At 62.3% G+C, this 16,025-nt stretch carries 15 protein-coding genes; 9 read left to right on the top strand and 6 right to left on the bottom strand.

The window, feature by feature from the left end:
* Positions 1-7: 7 nt before the first annotated feature.
* Entirely contained in the window at positions 8-928 is a 921-nt protein-coding gene (locus JNA92_RS03730) for a LysR substrate-binding domain-containing protein (RefSeq protein ID WP_241803363.1), read from the bottom strand.
* 160 nt (positions 929-1,088) lie between these two features.
* Here JNA92_RS03730 and JNA92_RS03725 point away from each other — a divergent pair, with 160 nt between their 5' ends.
* The 8 genes from JNA92_RS03725 to JNA92_RS03690 all read left to right on the top strand — a co-directional run bounded on the left by JNA92_RS03725 (position 1,089) and on the right by JNA92_RS03690 (position 6,694).
* Positions 1,089-1,871, top strand: coding sequence for a YqcI/YcgG family protein (locus JNA92_RS03725; RefSeq protein WP_241803362.1), 783 nt, complete (start codon positions 1,089-1,091; stop codon positions 1,869-1,871).
* A gap of 2 nt (positions 1,872-1,873) precedes the next feature.
* On the top strand, positions 1,874-2,500 hold the full coding sequence (locus JNA92_RS03720) for a LysE family translocator (protein WP_241803361.1): 627 nt from the start codon (positions 1,874-1,876) through the stop codon (positions 2,498-2,500).
* Between the two features lie 40 nt (positions 2,501-2,540).
* Complete coding sequence (locus JNA92_RS03715) at positions 2,541-3,635, top strand: hypothetical protein (RefSeq protein ID WP_241803360.1); 1,095 nt, start codon at positions 2,541-2,543, stop codon at positions 3,633-3,635.
* A 198-nt stretch (positions 3,636-3,833) separates the two neighbouring features.
* Positions 3,834-4,487, top strand: coding sequence for a sel1 repeat family protein (locus tag JNA92_RS03710; protein ID WP_277818026.1), 654 nt, complete (start codon positions 3,834-3,836; stop codon positions 4,485-4,487).
* A gap of 96 nt (positions 4,488-4,583) precedes the next feature.
* Positions 4,584-5,285, top strand: coding sequence for an AzlC family ABC transporter permease (locus JNA92_RS03705; protein ID WP_241803358.1), 702 nt, complete (start codon positions 4,584-4,586; stop codon positions 5,283-5,285).
* Positions 5,282-5,596: an AzlD domain-containing protein gene (locus JNA92_RS03700; protein WP_039605278.1), complete on the top strand. Its 315-nt coding sequence runs from the start codon at positions 5,282-5,284 to the stop codon at positions 5,594-5,596. Before JNA92_RS03705 ends, JNA92_RS03700 begins: the two co-directional genes overlap by 4 nt.
* Positions 5,593-6,426 (top strand): AraC family transcriptional regulator, encoded by an 834-nt coding sequence (locus JNA92_RS03695; RefSeq protein WP_241803357.1) that lies wholly within the window; start codon positions 5,593-5,595, stop codon positions 6,424-6,426. Before JNA92_RS03700 ends, JNA92_RS03695 begins: the two co-directional genes overlap by 4 nt.
* A gap of 40 nt (positions 6,427-6,466) precedes the next feature.
* A complete protein-coding gene (locus JNA92_RS03690) occupies positions 6,467-6,694 on the top strand; it encodes a hypothetical protein (RefSeq protein WP_012313790.1) in 228 nt (75 codons plus the stop codon).
* Between the two features lie 33 nt (positions 6,695-6,727).
* Here the strand turns inward: JNA92_RS03690 and JNA92_RS03685 are convergent, their stop codons facing one another.
* The 5 genes from JNA92_RS03685 to JNA92_RS03665 all read right to left on the bottom strand — a co-directional run bounded on the left by JNA92_RS03685 (position 6,728) and on the right by JNA92_RS03665 (position 12,122).
* On the bottom strand, positions 6,728-7,216 hold the full coding sequence (locus JNA92_RS03685) for a copper chaperone PCu(A)C (RefSeq protein ID WP_241803356.1): 489 nt from the start codon (positions 7,214-7,216) through the stop codon (positions 6,728-6,730).
* Positions 7,216-7,824, bottom strand: coding sequence for an SCO family protein (locus tag JNA92_RS03680; RefSeq protein WP_241803355.1), 609 nt, complete (start codon positions 7,822-7,824; stop codon positions 7,216-7,218). Before JNA92_RS03680 ends, JNA92_RS03685 begins: the two co-directional genes overlap by 1 nt.
* Positions 7,825-8,032: 208 nt before the next feature.
* Positions 8,033-8,617, bottom strand: a complete 585-nt coding sequence (gene nfuA, locus JNA92_RS03675; protein WP_012313787.1) for a Fe-S biogenesis protein NfuA — start codon at positions 8,615-8,617, stop codon at positions 8,033-8,035.
* A 58-nt stretch (positions 8,618-8,675) separates the two neighbouring features.
* On the bottom strand, positions 8,676-9,710 hold the full coding sequence (locus JNA92_RS03670; RefSeq protein WP_241803354.1) for an acyltransferase family protein: 1,035 nt from the start codon (positions 9,708-9,710) through the stop codon (positions 8,676-8,678).
* 111 nt (positions 9,711-9,821) lie between these two features.
* Positions 9,822-12,122: a fatty acid cis/trans isomerase gene (locus JNA92_RS03665; protein ID WP_241803353.1), complete on the bottom strand. Its 2,301-nt coding sequence runs from the start codon at positions 12,120-12,122 to the stop codon at positions 9,822-9,824.
* Positions 12,123-12,293: 171 nt separating this feature from the next.
* On the opposite strand from JNA92_RS03665, the gene metH reads away from it, so the two are divergent.
* Entirely contained in the window at positions 12,294-16,001 is a 3,708-nt protein-coding gene (gene metH, locus JNA92_RS03660) for a methionine synthase (RefSeq protein WP_241803352.1), read from the top strand.
* Positions 16,002-16,025: the final 24 nt, after the last annotated feature.

Here is a 16,025-nt window from a genome sequence, read left to right as displayed (position 1 = left end):
CGGGCAATCAGCCATACAGGTAGTTGATGTCCTTGTACGCCAACGGCGGCACCTGCCCCAGCAGAAAGTCACGCAGCTTGTGCATTTGCCGCGCCTTGGGGCTGGATTTGAGCCAAGTCATGTAATACCCGTCCCCGGTCGCCACGGCATGCTTGAACGGGGTGACCAGCCGCCCCGCAGTAAGATCGGCACTGGCCAGCACCAGGTCGACCACGGAAATGCCCAGCCCCTGCTGGGCCGCAGAAATGCCCTGGTCGAGGGTGTCGAACACCTGGCCCTGATCGATGCTTATGTCCAGGGCGTCCATGCGCGCCAGCCAACGCCGCCAATCGCGCCGGTCCGATGAAGGGTGCAGCAGTTCACATTGGCGCAGGTCACCCAGTGCCGGCTGCTCATGCGCCATATAGTCTGGGTGGCACACCGGGATCAGCCATTCGTCGAACAGCTTGAAACTCTCGATGTCGGCGGCGAACCGGCCGTTGGACAAGAGAAAGGCGCAGTCGTAGGGCTCGGAGTAGAAGTCCACCGTGTCGATGTCCATCCACACGCTCGACAATTGGACGCTGCAGCTGTCATCGACTTTTTTGAAGGCATCCAGGGCCCTCAGCAACCAGCGCACCGTCAGCGTCGAGGGCGCCTTCAAGCGCAGGCCGTAGCGGTCCTGGCGCAGCAGTGCACAGGCATTCTCGATGATCTTGAAGCCGACTTTGAGCTCCTGGGCCAGCAGGCGCCCATGCTCGGTGAGGCTCAACTTGGGCCCACGTCGCTCGAACAGGTCGCAGCCGAACAGGCTTTCGAGGGTCTTTATGTGGTGGCTGACGGCGCCTTGGGTCAGGGCCAGCTCTTCGGCCGCGCGGGTGAACGACCCGTACCGTGAGGCCACCTCGAAGGCACGCAGCGCGTGCAAGGCCTGAATCCGTTCCGACATGATGCCCCCGAAGCATGAGTGAGACTAATGGCAGGTCATAGTACCACGCGTTTTACAACGCCAGGTACGCCCCAGAAAATGCAGGTAAACAACAAAGATAAGCCAATAACCTGCCTGCATGTGTCTTGAACGTTCTACTCATTAAACGCCTGGGGAAATCATGTTTACGGGTTATGGAAACTGCTATCGCCTGGACGCGCTAGAGCTGGCCGCTGAACATGTCCGGAACACGCAGCACTGGACGCACGAAACGATACAACATTTTCGCACCATCCTCGCCAACCCCGACTTTCCATGCCTGTTCGGGCGCAAGGCGGTGGCCGGTGAATCCTGCCACATCCTCTTCGCCCGCGCTGAACAGCTCGCCGATGACATCGCACAAGGGCTGGCCGAGTACGTGCGCACCATAGCACCGGTGCCGGTCAAGCAACGCATCGGCAGCCCGCTGGTGGTGTTTCTCGAAACGGCCGCCGACAGCAACCTGGCCGAACAGCAGGCGCTGGCCTGGAAGGTGCTGCGCGGGGTTCATGCCCGTGACCCGCACCCGTGGCCGCAAGCGATCCCAGCCGACCCCCACGACAGTGGCTGGTCGTTCTGCTACGCCGGCATGGCGCTGTTCATCAACATGAATTTTCCCGGCCACCATCAGATGAAAAGCCGCAACCTGGGCAATCACATCACCTTCGTCATCAACCCGCGGGAAAACTTCGACGAAGTGGCCAATGCCGCCACCGAGAGCGGCAAGCGCATCCGTGCACGCATCCGCGAACGCGTGCAGCGCTACAACGACGGCGTGATGCCCGACAGCCTGGGCTTCTTTGGCCAGGCCGACAACTTCGAATGGAAGCAATACCAACTGCAGGAAGCAGGCTCGCTCAACCCATCGCGCTGCCCCTTTCATGCCCACGTCCACGCAACACCAGACACCCAGATCGAGAACTGACCGTGAATACCGCACTGACCGCTACCTACGCCCTGACCGTACTGCTGCTGATCGCCACACCCGGCCCGGTCGTGGCATTGATCGTCAACACCGCCGCGGCCTCTGGCTCACGCAAGGCCATGTTCACCGCTGTCGGCACCAACTGGGCTTCCCTGGTGCTGATCGGCGCCGCGGCCTGGGTCATCCTCACCAGTGCAGCGATCGACAAGGCCTGGCTCAGTGGCATGAGCCTGCTCGGCTGCCTGTTCATTGGCTACATCGCCGTAGGCACCTTGCGCGAATGCCTGCAGGCGCCTGCCTGCGAGACGCTTGAGCAACCGGCAAGAGCCGGGCGGGGCGGTTTGTGGCAAGGGTTCATGGTCGGTATTTCCAACCCCAAGGACATCATTTTCTTCATCGCCTTCTTCCCACAGTTCATCCAGATCACCGAATCGTTCGGCAAAAGCATGATGGTGCTGTCCCTGCTGTGGGTGGCCATCGACTTCGCCGTGCTCAGCCTTTACATCTTTGCCATCGGCAAGATCGCCTCGCAGCGTAGCAACCGGGTGATTTCGCTGGCCTCGGGGGTTGCCCTGTTGCTCATCGCAGTCGGTGGCCTGGCCTACAACATCAAGGAGCTGGCGGGCTGACGCCTCGGTGCGACGCCACGCCGGACAACAAGGAGCGCCCATGAACCCGTCCAGTAGCGCAACATTCGGCCCGGGCCTGCCTGCGCCACTGTCGCTCGACTACCAGCGTTTCCTGCAACTGGGCAGCCGCCGTGCCCCACACACCCTGCATGTGCACGAAAGCGGCTACCGTTCCGGCACCATCAACACCGATGCGCTGGGTTTGCGCTACAGCCATTGCGCCGGCAAGCGATTTTCGGCCGGCGAATATGGCGGCACCGGCCGTGTCAATTTGCTCGTCGGCGGTTCGACCGCCTTGGGGATCGGTGCCAGTTCCGATGAGCATACGGTGGCCTCGCACCTGTCGATGCTCACCGGGGAGGTGTGGTTGAGCCTCGCTGGCTGTGGGCTCAATGCCAGCCAGGAACTGCTGCTGTTTCTCACCCACCAGCATCGCTTCAGCGAAATCGGCCACGTGGTGGTGCTCAGCGGCCTCAACACCTTGGCCCACGAGGGCCTCGGCGAAATGCTAGGCGGCCCGCACGCTGCGCTGCATGCCAAGGCCTATCAGAACTACCTGAACAGTTTCAACGAAGGCGCGCTACCTGCCAGTCCGGCACGCCGGGACTCGCTGTGGCAACGCCTTGGCCAGGCCCTGGCCCCGCGTCGGCAGGTGCCGCCCCCTGCCTGGCCATTATCCGCCCCACAGAAACGCCTGGCACACGCTGCCGACTGCATCGGGCGTACCTTGAGTCAATGGGAACGCTTGCTTGCCGACAGCCACGCCACCCTCACCTTCATTCTCCAACCGCTGCTGCCGTGGTGCCGTGAAACGCTGCCTGCCGGAGAGCGAGCCATGCTATCGGCACTGGAACAGCAACCGACCAACTTCGACCGGCTGCTCGAAGGCGCCTTCGACAGTCAGCTGCACATGGCCTTCTTCAGGCGCATCAAGAGCCAGGCGGATCCGGTGCCGTGTTACGACATGAACAGCATGCTGAGCAGCTCCCCTGCCTTCGGGGCCGAGCTGTTCATCGATCGCTTGCACCTGAACGATCTGGGCAACGATGCACTGGCCAAGGTCATCACCGCCAAACTGGGCCTGGCCCAGGAAAAACATGCCCAACGCAAGGTCGCCCCGGTCAAGCTCGTCTGACAAATGTGCGTTGCCCTTTCGGTAGCGCCATCCGGTTGGCTAGAATAGGCCATCGTTCCGATACGCCTGAGGCGCACGTGTACTTGTGATGAACACCCGAGCCGACTACCAGTATCTTTCTGCTTATCCGGGCTGTGGTGCCAGTGGGGCCTGCCTGTGAGTGGTTTCGCCCGCGTGCCCGCACTGCTCATCTCGCTGATGCCGTTTGCCGCACAAGCGCTCGACGTGCGTATCGATCCGCATGCCGACTTGCTTTATCGCCAGGCCCTGCCATTACTGGAGCAGGCCGACACTCCAGAGGATGACGGCAACACCCTGCGCACTGCCATTGGCGGCGACCCGGAACTCAAACGCCAGGGCCAGGCCATGGCCCGCACGCTGCCAACTGCGGTAGCCCTGCTTGAAAAGTCAGTGGAGCTCGGCCATCCCGTGGCCCAATACCGCCTGGCCCTGTACTACACGACCTACCTGCCTGCGGCGCAAATCCCTGATGCTGCCTGCCCGCTGCTCAAGGCCAGCCTGCAGCAGGGCTTTGCCCCGCCCGCTACGGCGATCGCCACCTGGTGCCCACCGTATAACGCCAGCCCCCGTTACCGCGAGGCGCTCGAAGCGATACCAGGCATGGCAACGCTGTATGCGCCCTACTACCCGCAACCGGCCACACGCCTGGCTTGCAGCCGCAGCCAGCCACAAGGGCTGGAAATGCAGTGGGGCCGCCAACGCGACTATCAGGCTGAGGTGTATCGGTTGCTGGGCGACCTGGACCCACAGCATCGCCGGGACTTGCTGCAAAAGGCGGTGGAAATCAATGGTTGCGCAGCAGCACAACGGCGGTTGACCAGCCAGCGGTGATCATTGCTACGGCAGTGGCAAACCAGCAAGATCGTTCAAGCCACCTGGCCCACCCTCTGGCATGCTGCGCTGCCGAACAACAGTGTTGCAGCCATCATGCAAAGCAGTCCGCCCATCGCTCGCCAAGCTTTTCTGCACGGCGCCATCGCCATTCTTCCGTTATCACTGGCCGTCGCGCCTTGGGGCCTGCTGGCTGGCTCGATGGCCATCGAGGCCAACCTCAGTGCCTGGGAGGGTCAGGGGCTGTCGGCGATCGTGTTCGCGGGCGCCGCGCAACTGGTGGCCATCGGCATGCTCAAGGGTGGCGCCAACCTGCTGTCGATCTTGCTGACCACCCTGCTGCTGACCTCGCAACATCTGCTTTACGGCTTGTCGATGCGCCCGGTGCTGTCGAACCAGCCGCTGCGCTGGCGCCTGGGCTTGGGTTTCCTGTTGACCGATGAGTTCTTCGCCTTGACAAGCCACTATGACCAACAGCAATTCAACCGCTGGTACGCGCTGGGGGTCGGCCTGACCTTCTATGTGGCCTGGAACCTGTTCACCCTGGCCGGCATCGTCCTGGGCCAGAACATCCCGCACCTGGACCAGCTGGGCCTGGATTTCTCCATCGTCGCCACCTTTGTCGCCCTGATCGCCCCACTGGTGCGCAACCTCGCCACGCTAGTGTGCGTGGCGGTGTCGCTGTTCTGTTCAGTGCTTTTCAGCTACTGGCATTGGGAAACCGCGCTGGTGGCCGCCGGCCTGCTGGGCATGGCTGCCGGTTTCGTCTGCCAGAAATTTTCCGGAGGCCGCGTATGACCTGGCTACTGATCTTCGCCATGGGCGCCGTCGTCTTCCTCAATCGCTACGCGTTCCTGGAGCCGCGCCTACCGCTGCGCCTGAGTTCCAATGCCCGGCAGTTTCTAGGCTTTGCCGTGCCGGGCATGCTCACCGCGATTTGCGGGCCAATCGTCTTCCTGCCCGGCCATCAGCTGGACTTGAGCCCGCTCAATCCCTACCTGCTGGGGGCTGTAGTGGCCATCGTGCTGGTGCTGTTGACCCGCAGTGTATTGCTGAGCATGCTGGTGAGCATGTTGATCTTCTTCCTGCTGCGCAGCTGGCTGACATGAGCACGCCCCTGCGCGAACAGACCCACCTTTGGCAGGCGCCCGCCCTGGGCGATGTCGAGATGTTGCATGCGCGCTACATTCAGCAACGCTTCGCCCCGCATGTTCACGAAGGTTATGTGTTCACCGTGATCGAGTCGGGTGCCCAGCGCTTCTGGCACCGCGGCAGCGAGCACCTGGCGCCGGTGGGCAGCATGGTGCTGATCAACCCGGACGAACTGCATACCGGCGCCACCGCCCATGAGGCTGGCTGGCGCTACCGCGGGTTCTATCCGGACCATGAACGGGTGACCGGGGTGCTCGACGAGCTGGAACTGGGCCGCCACGGCATGCCCAGCTTCAAGGACAGCGTGATCCAGGACCCGGCCCTGGCCATCGCCTTCAGCAAGCTGCATCAGCTGTCCGAAGCCAGCGCCAGTGCCCTGCAGCAACAGACGGCCTGGCGCCAGGCGGTTCTGGCCCTGGTTCAACGACACGGGCAATGCGCTGAACCCGCGCCCCCTGGCCACGAACCACTGGCCGTAGCCCGCGCCCGCGAGCTGCTGGAGAGCCAACTGGCAGAGCCGCCATCGCTCGAAGCGCTGGCGGGCGCGGTCAATCTATCGCCGTTCCATTTCGCCCGGGTGTTCCGCCAAGCCACCGGCCTGCCGCCGCATGCCTGGCTCAAGCAACGGCGCCTGGCCCGTGCCCGGGAAATGCTCAAGCGCGGCCTGGCTGCGACCGACGTGGCTTTCAACCTGGGCTTCGCGGACCAGAGCCACCTCAGCCGGCAATTCAAGCAAGCCTTTGGCGTCACCCCAGGCGCCTATCGCACCGCCTGCCTGCACGGGTAACTGCTGCTACACTGACTAAGCTGAATTGGAGGTTCCTGCCATGTCCGAAAGAGAGCTCACCACCCTCATATCGTTGATGAACCAGCGCCAGGCCTGCCTGAGCAGTGCCTGCAAAGAGATCGCCGACTGGATCGACCGGCAGGGTGATGTGCCTGCCGCTGGCAAGATCCGCGCGAGTCTCAAGGCCCTGGAGGCCGACGAAGCCCAGGTCCGCAAGACCTTGACCTCGCTGACCCTGGAACGGCCTTTGCCACGTTTTCGCAGCTGAATGAAGTGGGGCCGCTTAGCGGCCCCGGGTCAATCAGTGCTTCATGTGCATGTGATCGTGCCCGCCGCCCATCTCGGCGTTGAGCGCCCGTACCTCTGCCTGCACATCCAAGGTTTCCTTGCCGCCCTTGGCATCTTCCACGGTCAAGGTCAGCGGGACTTTGTCGCCTTCCTTCACCTGCTTCGTCAAACCCATCAACATCACGTGATAGCCATTGGGGTCCAGGCTCACCGGCTTGCCGGCGGGCAACTGCACGGCTTCGACCTGCTTCATGCCCATCACATCACCGTTCATGGTCATCTCGTGCACTTGCACAGTCTTGGCGACGGGCGATGCCACCCCTGTCAGCTTGCTGTCGCTGCTGGCAGTCAGGGTCATGAACGCACCGGTGGACTGCTGGTGCGGTACGCTGGCACGTACCCAGGCATCACTTACGGTGGTCTCGGCCAAAGCCGGCAGCGCCAGCCCCAGCAAGGCGATAGCGGCCAGGCCGCGCTTGAACGGGTGCAGTGAAACAGCCATTAGCAGATCTCCATCAGGGTGACCAGGTCTTCGGCGCATTCCTTGGCGTTCAGGGAATGGCCCAGGCTCAGGCGCAGGGTGCCACGCGTATCGTAGACGTAGCTGGTGGACGAATGAGAGATGGTGTACGTGTCACCGGCCGGGACCTTCTCGTAGAACACCTTGAACTCCTTGGCCACCTCGGCGATTTCCTCCGGCGTACCGGTAAGGGCCATGAACGAGGGGTCGAAAGCCTTGACGTAGGCGTCGAGCACCTCGGGGGTGTCGCGCTCAGGGTCCAGGGTGATGAACACCACCTGGAACAGCTCGCGGTCGCGGCCACGGAGCAGCTTGCGGATTTGCGCCGCGCGCGCCAGGGTGGTCGGGCAGACTGCCGGGCACTGGGTGAACCCGAAGAAGATCATCGGCATGCTGCCGTAGAAGCTCGACAGGGTGACGACGTTGCCCTTGGTATCCTTGAGGCGGAACTTGCGCCCCAGGATTTCGTTGCTCATGTTCTTGCCGTACTCGAACTCGAGCCCTCGGGCCGGGTTGCAGCCTGCCAGCAGGCGGAGCCCGAGAACGCCCATCCCGGCGACAACTGCGCGCCGGGTCAACAGATCATTCATGGAACCATCCTTTAAAGGGAAGGTGCCGACCCTCGGGACGGGCCGGCCGAAAAACCGGGGCATTCTGGCATGACACCCCAAGCGGTTCTACCCGACCAAGGCGGTGGTGGCTTGCAGCCCTTTAAACACGGGCTGCGGCCTGTTGTCGCAGGGGTTGAATCCGTAACAGTTTGTTGCTAGCAGGGTGTTGCCAACGCCGAACTACCGATCAGTAGTAGGCGTTTTCCTTCTGGGTGTGGTCAGTCACATCCCGCACGCCCTTGAGCTCTGGAATACGTTCGAGCAGGGTCCGCTCGATGCCGTCCTTGAGGGTTACGTCAGCCTGACCGCAGCCTTGGCAACCACCACCGAACTGCAGCACTGCAATGCCGTCGTCGACCACATCCACCAGGCTGACCTGGCCACCGTGGCTGGCCAGGCCCGGGTTGATCTCGGTCTGCAGGTAATAGTTGATACGCTCGTTGATCGGGCTGTCTTCGTTGACCATTGGCACTTTGGCGTTCGGCGCCTTGATGGTCAGCTGGCCGCCCATGCGGTCGGTGGCATAGTCGACCAGCGCGTCTTCCAGGAACGGCACGCTAACGGCATCCAGGTAGGCCGTGAAGCTCTTCAGGCCCACGGCGGTGTCGTCAGGCTTTTCTTCGCCTGGCTTGCAGTAGGCAATGCAGGTTTCGGCGTACTGGGTGCCCGGCTGGGTGATGAATACGCGGATGCCGATGCCAGGCGTGTTCTGCTTGGAAAGCAGATCGGCCAGGTAATCATGGGCGGCGTCGGTAATGGTTATAGCGCTCATGTAAGTTCCTCACAGACTTGCGGCCAAGTGTACGCCAACCTGGCCTTCGAACAAAGTCCTAGCATTTGACTCGGGAAAGAGCAAATGCCGGCGTTTGCTCCCGCGGCGCCGCCAGCCACGCCTGCATCCGCCGGTAAAGGCCCCGCTCCAGCCACTGGTAGCTGAACCACGACATTAGTCCAATGGACGGCACGCACAGGGCAAAGACCAGGTAGGGATTGAGGTGCAGGTGCTGGCTGGCGAACCAGCCCGCGTACAGTACCAGCACGTGGATCAGGTACACCGAGTACGAGCAGTCGCCCAATGCCTTGAGTACCCGATTGCCCTGGAAGTACGGCTCAAGCGCTACGAATGCCAGCACGATCAGTGCGCTGGGAAGGCCCCAATGCAAAAGGCGCTGGGAGGCGTCCAGGTGGTAGATCGCATAGACGGCCACCCCCAGCAATGCCAGCGGCAACCACAGCGCTTCACGCACCAGGCCGCGGCGGTACAGCACACCGATGCCGATACCGAGCAGAAATTCATAGATGATGCCGTTGTTGTAGAAGCGGCTGAGCACGCCAACGCGGCCCAGCACTTCGCTGACCAGCAGCAGCGCAGCGGTCACCAGCAGCAATTGGTGGCGCTTGCGGACCAGGAATGCCAGGCCAAACAGAAGGTAGAAGAACATCTCGAAGTTCAGCGTCCAGCCCACGTTCAACGTCGGGTACAGGCCGTAGCCACCCGGGTTCTCTGCCGGAATGAACAGCAACGACAGCAACAGGTGATGCCAGGTGAATGCCTGGTGGGGCATCCATTGGCTGAAGGCCAGCAGCACGAGCGCCATCAGCAGGGTGTAGAACCAATAGGCAGGGACGATCCGCAACGCGCGGTTGAGCAGAAACTGACGCGGCTCCACGGGTTTGTCCCGGGTCGAAAGGTAGATCACCAGCCCGCTGATGACGAAGAAGATGTCGACACCCACAGCGCCGCGGGCAGTGAGCAATTGGCCAACGGGGCCAGTGGCATGGAAGTCGAAAAAGATCTGCATGAAATGGTGGCAGACCACCACCCAGGCGGCGAACGCCCGCAGTGCCTGAAGCGAATACAGCATGGATCACCCTGCGATTGCCTTGGTGCATTGAGGCCACGTTGGGCTGCCTGGCAGCCCCGGACCCTCCAACCTTTCCGACCGCAGGTGTGCCGGAAAGGTCAGCTCAACCGATCAGAGGTTCTCGTAGCGGTTCATGTCCAGCACCCCGGCCTCCAACGGTTGGGTTTCCTTGATATAGGCGCTCAGGTCGTGGAAGTAACGCCAGAACTGCGGGTGGCTGCGGCGCACGCCCCAGCGCATGACGATACGTTCGAACCTGGCCGGATCATCGCGCGCATGTTCCATGTCTTCGACGAACTCTGGCACATCTGCCGCCGGGATGTTGAAGATGAAGTTCGGGTAACTGCTGAGCACCCCGGGGTACAGGGTCAGGGTATCGAGCCCCGGCTGGTAGCGCGCGGCCTCGCCCAGCAGAAACGCGACATTGCTGTGGGCACGGTTGCGCAGCAGGCTGTAGACCTGGCGCTGACCGCCCTGCCCTTCGATGCGCAACATCGTGGCTTCCGGTAACTGATCGATCACCTTCAGGCCCGCGGCCGGGCGAGATACCAGGCGGCTGAGCGACTGCTCGACGTTACGGAATTCTTCGTTCATCTGCGGCCGCGAACAATAGGCACCCTGGCACCGGTTGATCGGGTCAGGTGCGGCATTCAGGCTGCCGGTGCGTTGCAGCAGCTTGAGGCCGAAGTCACGCTTGGGGTCGCGCGGGTCGAGCCTGATGCCGCTTGGCGTGTCGGTGTCGATGTCTTCATAGTCGAGCCACATCTTCACCTTGCCACCGTTCTGGTACCAGTCGCTGAGTATTGCACCACGCTCATCCGCCGGCATCAGGCGCAGGAAATTGACCTCGGCACCGTTGCGGATCAAATCGAAATACAGCCGCGTCTGCAACTGGTGCGAGACATTGCCGAAGACATCGAAATTGACCGCCAACTGGTAATAGGTACGTTCGAACAGCGGGTAGTCGAACAGCCACAGGGTCAGCGGCACATCGCCGACCAGGCCCTTGGTCACTGACGCGCTGTCGAAGTGGCGGAAGATGCTGAGCAGCGCATTGTCGTTGCCGGCCCACAGGGTCGACCAGCCAGGCGCTGGCATTTCGGCGTAGGCCTGGCGACGCAGCTTTTCATACTCGTTGCGCTTGTCACGATAGGCATGCCACAGGTTGAGCACACTGCCCACGTCGTCGATCTGGCCTGGCATGGCGAGCAACGGTGTGGCCTGGCCACGGTACGCAGCATCGGTAATGTAGCGGTCGTGCGCCGGCTCCTGGAACAGCGCCCAGAAGTTATCGCGAATCACATCGGTAGCGATCTGCCCACGGCACACTGGCCCGCGAATGAAGGTGCGGACGAAGTACTCGGCGTTATCCAGCATGAACTGATAGCGCGCCACCGCCGGGATCGCCTCGAAGGTCTCGAACGGGTTGGCGCGGTGGCGCGGCCCATAGCCTGGCAGCGCACTGGCGTGCCAGTCACCGGCATAGAACAGCTGCTTCACGCGCTTGAGCTTTTGCGGCCCCATCGGGTAAGTGATGTGGGTCTTGTGCACGATCACGCCCTGCACTGGAATCAACCGGTAATAGAAGTCGGTACCCGGCGGATCGTTGGGGCGGCGCGTGGCAATCACGTCGACCGGCTGGCCGCTGGGCGTGCGCGAACGCACCCACTGGAAAAAGTGGCCCTGCTCGCCACCGACGAAATGGATGTGCGCCAGGAACAGGTGCTCGTACAGCCAGCGCCCCACCAAGGCCTCGGTAGAGCCTGGTCGATTGAGCAGTTCTTCCCAGTCGGCGATCTGTTTTGCCTCGGCCGCGCTGGGTTGAATGGGCTGATACTCGACCGGCGCACCTGCCGCCAGCCACGCTTGCAGGGTCTGGTATTGCTTGTCGGTCAGGCCGGTGACAGCCAATGGCATACCCTCTTTGGGGTGGGCGCCGGCGTAGGCATCGAACTCATGGGGCAATGGGCACATGTTGTTGCGCTCAAGCCCCAGGACGATGTCGTCGGGCAGCTTGGCGTTGGGGGTAAGCGGGGCCTTGTGCCCCAGCTCCAGCATGCGGGCCATCAACGCAGCCTGGCTACCCTGGCTGTCGAGCACCGAATAGAAGCCCTTCTTGCGCCACTGCTCTTCGCTGTGCGCGTCGTAGAAAAGCCGCGTGGTCGGGACTGCCTTGCTCCTTTCACCCTGGTACACCGGTACCTTGGTTGCACCGCGCACAGCCCCTTCCGGGCTCTCCAGCTTCAACTGGCAAGCAGCGTCGTTACAGGCATGGCAGGCCACGCACTTCTCGGTGAAAATCGGTTGAATATCCCGGGTGTAGGAAATTACCGCGCTCGATTGGGGGGCTTGTGCGAGCGCGACACTGCTGAGCAGCAGCGCGAGAGCGCCGACAAGAAAACGATGCACCATGTGCCGAAAGTCCTGAGTTCTAGAAAAGCCATCACGTTTTTGCCGGGGCGAGCGCGGGTGCTTCATGGCGCAACATGAATGAAATTCATGCGAATGGCCGGTGCGCCTAAAAACCGCGCAGCTTTGTTATGATTCCGCACCTTCTGATATTTGCCCGACCAGGTAGTTCCTATGTCCGACCGCAGCGCTCGTCTCCAAGCACTCCAGCACGCACTCAATGAGCGCATCCTGATCCTCGACGGCGGCATGGGTACTATGATCCAGAGTTACCGCCTCGAGGAACACGACTATCGTGGCACGCGCTTCGCCGATTGGCCAAGCGATGTAAAAGGTAACAACGACCTGCTGCTGCTCAGCCGCCCCGATGTCATCGCTGCCATCGAGAAGGCGTACCTGGACGCCGGCGCCGATATTCTGGAAACCAACACCTTCAACGCCACGCAGATTTCCCAGGCCGACTACGGCATGGAGTCGCTGGTCTACGAGCTGAACGTCGAGGGCGCGCGCATCGCCCGCCAGGTGGCGGATGCCAAGACCCTGGAAACGCCCGACAAACCGCGTTTCGTTGCCGGCGTGCTCGGCCCCACCAGCCGCACCTGCTCGATTTCCCCAGACGTCAACGACCCCGGCTACCGCAACGTCACCTTCGACGAACTGGTGGAAAACTACATCGAGGCCACCCGCGGCCTGATCGAGGGTGGCGCCGACCTGATCCTCATCGAGACCATCTTCGACACGCTCAACGCCAAGGCGGCGATCTTCGCCGTGCAGCAGGTGTTCGAAGATGACGGCATCGAACTGCCGATCATGATCTCCGGCACCATCACCGATGCCTCGGGCCGCACCCTGTCCGGCCAGACCACCGAAGCGTTCTGGAACTCGGTACGCCATGCCAAGCCGATTTCCGTTGGCCTGAACTGCGCACTGGGGGCGAAGGACCTGCGCCCTTACCTCGAAGAGCTGTCGACCAAAGCCGACACCCACGTGTCTGCCCACCCCAATGCCGGCCTGCCGAACGCCTTCGGCGAGTACGACGAAACCCCGGCCGAGATGGCTGCGGTAGTCGAGGAGTTCGCAGCCAGCGGGTTCCTCAACATCATCGGCGGTTGCTGCGGTACCACGCCCGGGCACATCCAGGCCATCGCCGAGGCCGTGGGCAAATACAAACCACGCCAGATTCCGCAGATCGCCAAGGCCTGCCGCCTGTCGGGCCTGGAGCCGTTTACCATCGATCGCCAGTCGCTGTTCGTCAACGTCGGTGAGCGCACCAACATCACCGGCTCCGCCAAGTTCGCCCGGCTGATCCGCGAAGAGAATTACACCGAAGCGCTGGAAGTCGCCCTGCAGCAGGTAGAGGCCGGTGCTCAGGTGATCGACATCAACATGGACGAAGGGATGCTCGACTCCCAGGCTGCCATGGTCCGTTTCCTCAACATGATTGCAGGCGAGCCTGACATCTCTCGCGTGCCGATCATGATCGACTCGTCCAAATGGGAGGTGATCGAAGCGGGCCTCAAATGCATCCAGGGCAAAGGCATCGTCAACTCGATCTCCATGAAAGAGGGCGTCGAGCAGTTCAAGCATCACGCTCGCCTGTGCAAACGCTACGGCGCGGCCGTGGTGGTGATGGCCTTCGACGAGGTCGGCCAGGCCGACACCGCCGCCCGCAAGAAGGAAATCTGCCAGCGCAGCTACGATATCCTGGTCAATGAAGTCGGTTTCCCGCCGGAAGACATCATTTTCGACCCCAATATCTTCGCCGTCGCTACCGGCATCGAAGAGCACAACAACTATGCCGTGGATTTCATCGAGGCCTGCGCCTACATTCGTGACCACCTGCCCTATGCGTTGAGCTCGGGCGGCGTGTCCAACGTGTCGTTCTCGTTCCGCGGCAACAACCCGGTGCGCGAGGCGATCCACTCGGTGTTCCTGTTCCACGCCATCCGCAACGGCCTGACGATGGGTATCGTCAACGCCGGCCAGCTGGAGATCTACGATGAGATCCCGGGCGAGCTGCGCGAGCGGGTCGAGGACGTGGTGCTCAACCGCACGCCTGAAGGTACCGATGCGCTGCTGGCCATCGCCGATGATTACAAAGGCGGGGGTGCCACCAAGGAAGTCGAAAACGAGGCCTGGCGCTCACTGCCGGTAGGCAAGCGCCTGGAACATGCGCTGGTCAAAGGCATCACCGCACACATCGTCGAAGACACCGAGGAGTGCCGCCAGCAATGTGCGCGCCCGATCGAAGTCATCGAAGGGCCGCTGATGAGCGGCATGAACGTGGTTGGCGACCTGTTCGGTGCGGGCAAGATGTTCCTGCCGCAGGTGGTCAAGTCGGCGCGGGTGATGAAGCAGGCCGTGGCCCACCTGATCCCGTTCATCGAGGCCGAAAAAGGTGACAAGCCCGAAGCCAAGGGCAAGATTCTCATGGCGACGGTCAAGGGCGACGTGCACGACATCGGCAAGAACATCGTCGGCGTGGTCCTGGGCTGCAACGGCTATGACATCGTCGACCTCGGCGTGATGGTACCGGCAGAGAAGATCCTGCAGACAGCCCGCGACGAGAAGTGCGACATCATCGGTTTGTCCGGCCTGATCACTCCGTCACTGGACGAGATGGTTCACGTTGCCCGCGAAATGCAGCGCCAGGGCTTCGAGCTGCCGTTGATGATCGGTGGTGCCACCACGTCCAAGGCCCACACGGCAGTCAAGATCGAGCCCAAGTACAGCAACGATGCAGTGATCTATGTGACCGACGCCTCCCGCGCAGTGGGTGTGGCCACCCAGTTGCTGTCCAAGGAGCTCAAGCCTGACTTCGTTGAAAAAACCCGCCTGGACTATGTCGACGTGCGTGAGCGCACTGCCAACCGCACTGCCCGCACCGAGCGCCTGAGCTATGCGCAGGCAGTGGCGGCCAAGCCGAAGTACGACTGGGCCGCTTATCAGCCGGCCGCCCCTGCCTTCACAGGCGTCAAGGTGCTGGACAACATCGACCTGCGCACCCTGGCCGAGTACATCGACTGGACGCCGTTCTTCATTTCCTGGGACCTGGCCGGCAAGTTCCCACGCATCCTCACCGATGAAGTGGTGGGTGAAGCGGCGACCTCGCTGTACAACGATGCCCGCGAGATGCTCGACAAACTGATCGACGAAAAGCTGATCAGCGCGCGCGCCGTGTTCGGTTTCTGGCCTGCCAACCAAGTTGCCGATGACGATATTCAGGTCTACGGCGACAATGGTCAGACCCTCGCTACGTTGCACCACCTGCGCCAGCAGACCATCAAGCCCGATGGCAAGCCGAATTTCTCCCTGGCCGACTTCGTCGCGCCAAAGGACAGCGGCGTCACCGACTACATGGGGGGCTTCATCACCACCGCCGGCATTGGTGCCGAGGAAGTGGCGAAGGCTTACCAGGACAAGGGCGACGACTACAGCTCGATCATGGTCAAGGCCCTCGCCGACCGCCTGGCCGAGGCGTGCGCCGAGTGGCTACACGAGCAGGTGCGTAAAGAGCACTGGGGTTATGCGCGTGACGAACACCTGGACAACGAAGCACTGATCAAGGAACAGTACCGCGGCATCCGTCCTGCCCCAGGCTACCCGGCCTGCCCGGACCATACCGAAAAAGCCACGCTGTTCCGCCTGCTCGATGGCACGGCCATCGGTGAAACCGGCCCCAGCGGCGTGTTCCTTACCGAGCACTTCGCCATGTTCCCGGCCGCCGCGGTCAGCGGTTGGTACTTCGCTCACCCACAGGCGCAGTACTTTGCCGTGGGCAAGGTCGACAAGGACCAGATCGACAGCTACAGCGCACGCAAGGGCCAGGATGTCAGCGTCAGCGAGCGCTGGCTGGCACCGAACCTGGGCTACGACAACTGACCTGTGCGGGGCCGCTTTGCGGCC

This window comes from Pseudomonas putida (genome assembly GCF_022627325.1).
GTDB classification, from domain to species: domain Bacteria; phylum Pseudomonadota; class Gammaproteobacteria; order Pseudomonadales; family Pseudomonadaceae; genus Aquipseudomonas; species Aquipseudomonas putida_X.
Note: the sequence above shows the minus strand (reverse complement) of the source record. Positions and strands in the feature narration are given on the sequence as shown.

Coding starts and splice junctions, on each gene's coding strand:
- JNA92_RS03730 (WP_241803363.1), bottom strand. CDS start 928: ATGTCGGAACGGATTCAGGCCTTGCACGCGCTGCGTGCCTTCGAGGTG.
- JNA92_RS03725 (WP_241803362.1), top strand. CDS start 1,089: ATGTTTACGGGTTATGGAAACTGCTATCGCCTGGACGCGCTAGAGCTG.
- JNA92_RS03715 (WP_241803360.1), top strand. CDS start 2,541: ATGAACCCGTCCAGTAGCGCAACATTCGGCCCGGGCCTGCCTGCGCCA.
- JNA92_RS03710 (WP_277818026.1), top strand. CDS start 3,834: ATGCCGTTTGCCGCACAAGCGCTCGACGTGCGTATCGATCCGCATGCC.
- JNA92_RS03705 (WP_241803358.1), top strand. CDS start 4,584: ATGCAAAGCAGTCCGCCCATCGCTCGCCAAGCTTTTCTGCACGGCGCC.
- JNA92_RS03700 (WP_039605278.1), top strand. CDS start 5,282: ATGACCTGGCTACTGATCTTCGCCATGGGCGCCGTCGTCTTCCTCAAT.
- JNA92_RS03695 (WP_241803357.1), top strand. CDS start 5,593: ATGAGCACGCCCCTGCGCGAACAGACCCACCTTTGGCAGGCGCCCGCC.
- JNA92_RS03690 (WP_012313790.1), top strand. CDS start 6,467: ATGTCCGAAAGAGAGCTCACCACCCTCATATCGTTGATGAACCAGCGC.
- JNA92_RS03685 (WP_241803356.1), bottom strand. CDS start 7,216: ATGGCTGTTTCACTGCACCCGTTCAAGCGCGGCCTGGCCGCTATCGCC.
- JNA92_RS03680 (WP_241803355.1), bottom strand. CDS start 7,824: ATGAATGATCTGTTGACCCGGCGCGCAGTTGTCGCCGGGATGGGCGTT.
- nfuA (WP_012313787.1), bottom strand. CDS start 8,617: ATGAGCGCTATAACCATTACCGACGCCGCCCATGATTACCTGGCCGAT.
- JNA92_RS03670 (WP_241803354.1), bottom strand. CDS start 9,710: ATGCTGTATTCGCTTCAGGCACTGCGGGCGTTCGCCGCCTGGGTGGTG.
- JNA92_RS03665 (WP_241803353.1), bottom strand. CDS start 12,122: ATGGTGCATCGTTTTCTTGTCGGCGCTCTCGCGCTGCTGCTCAGCAGT.
- metH (WP_241803352.1), top strand. CDS start 12,294: ATGTCCGACCGCAGCGCTCGTCTCCAAGCACTCCAGCACGCACTCAAT.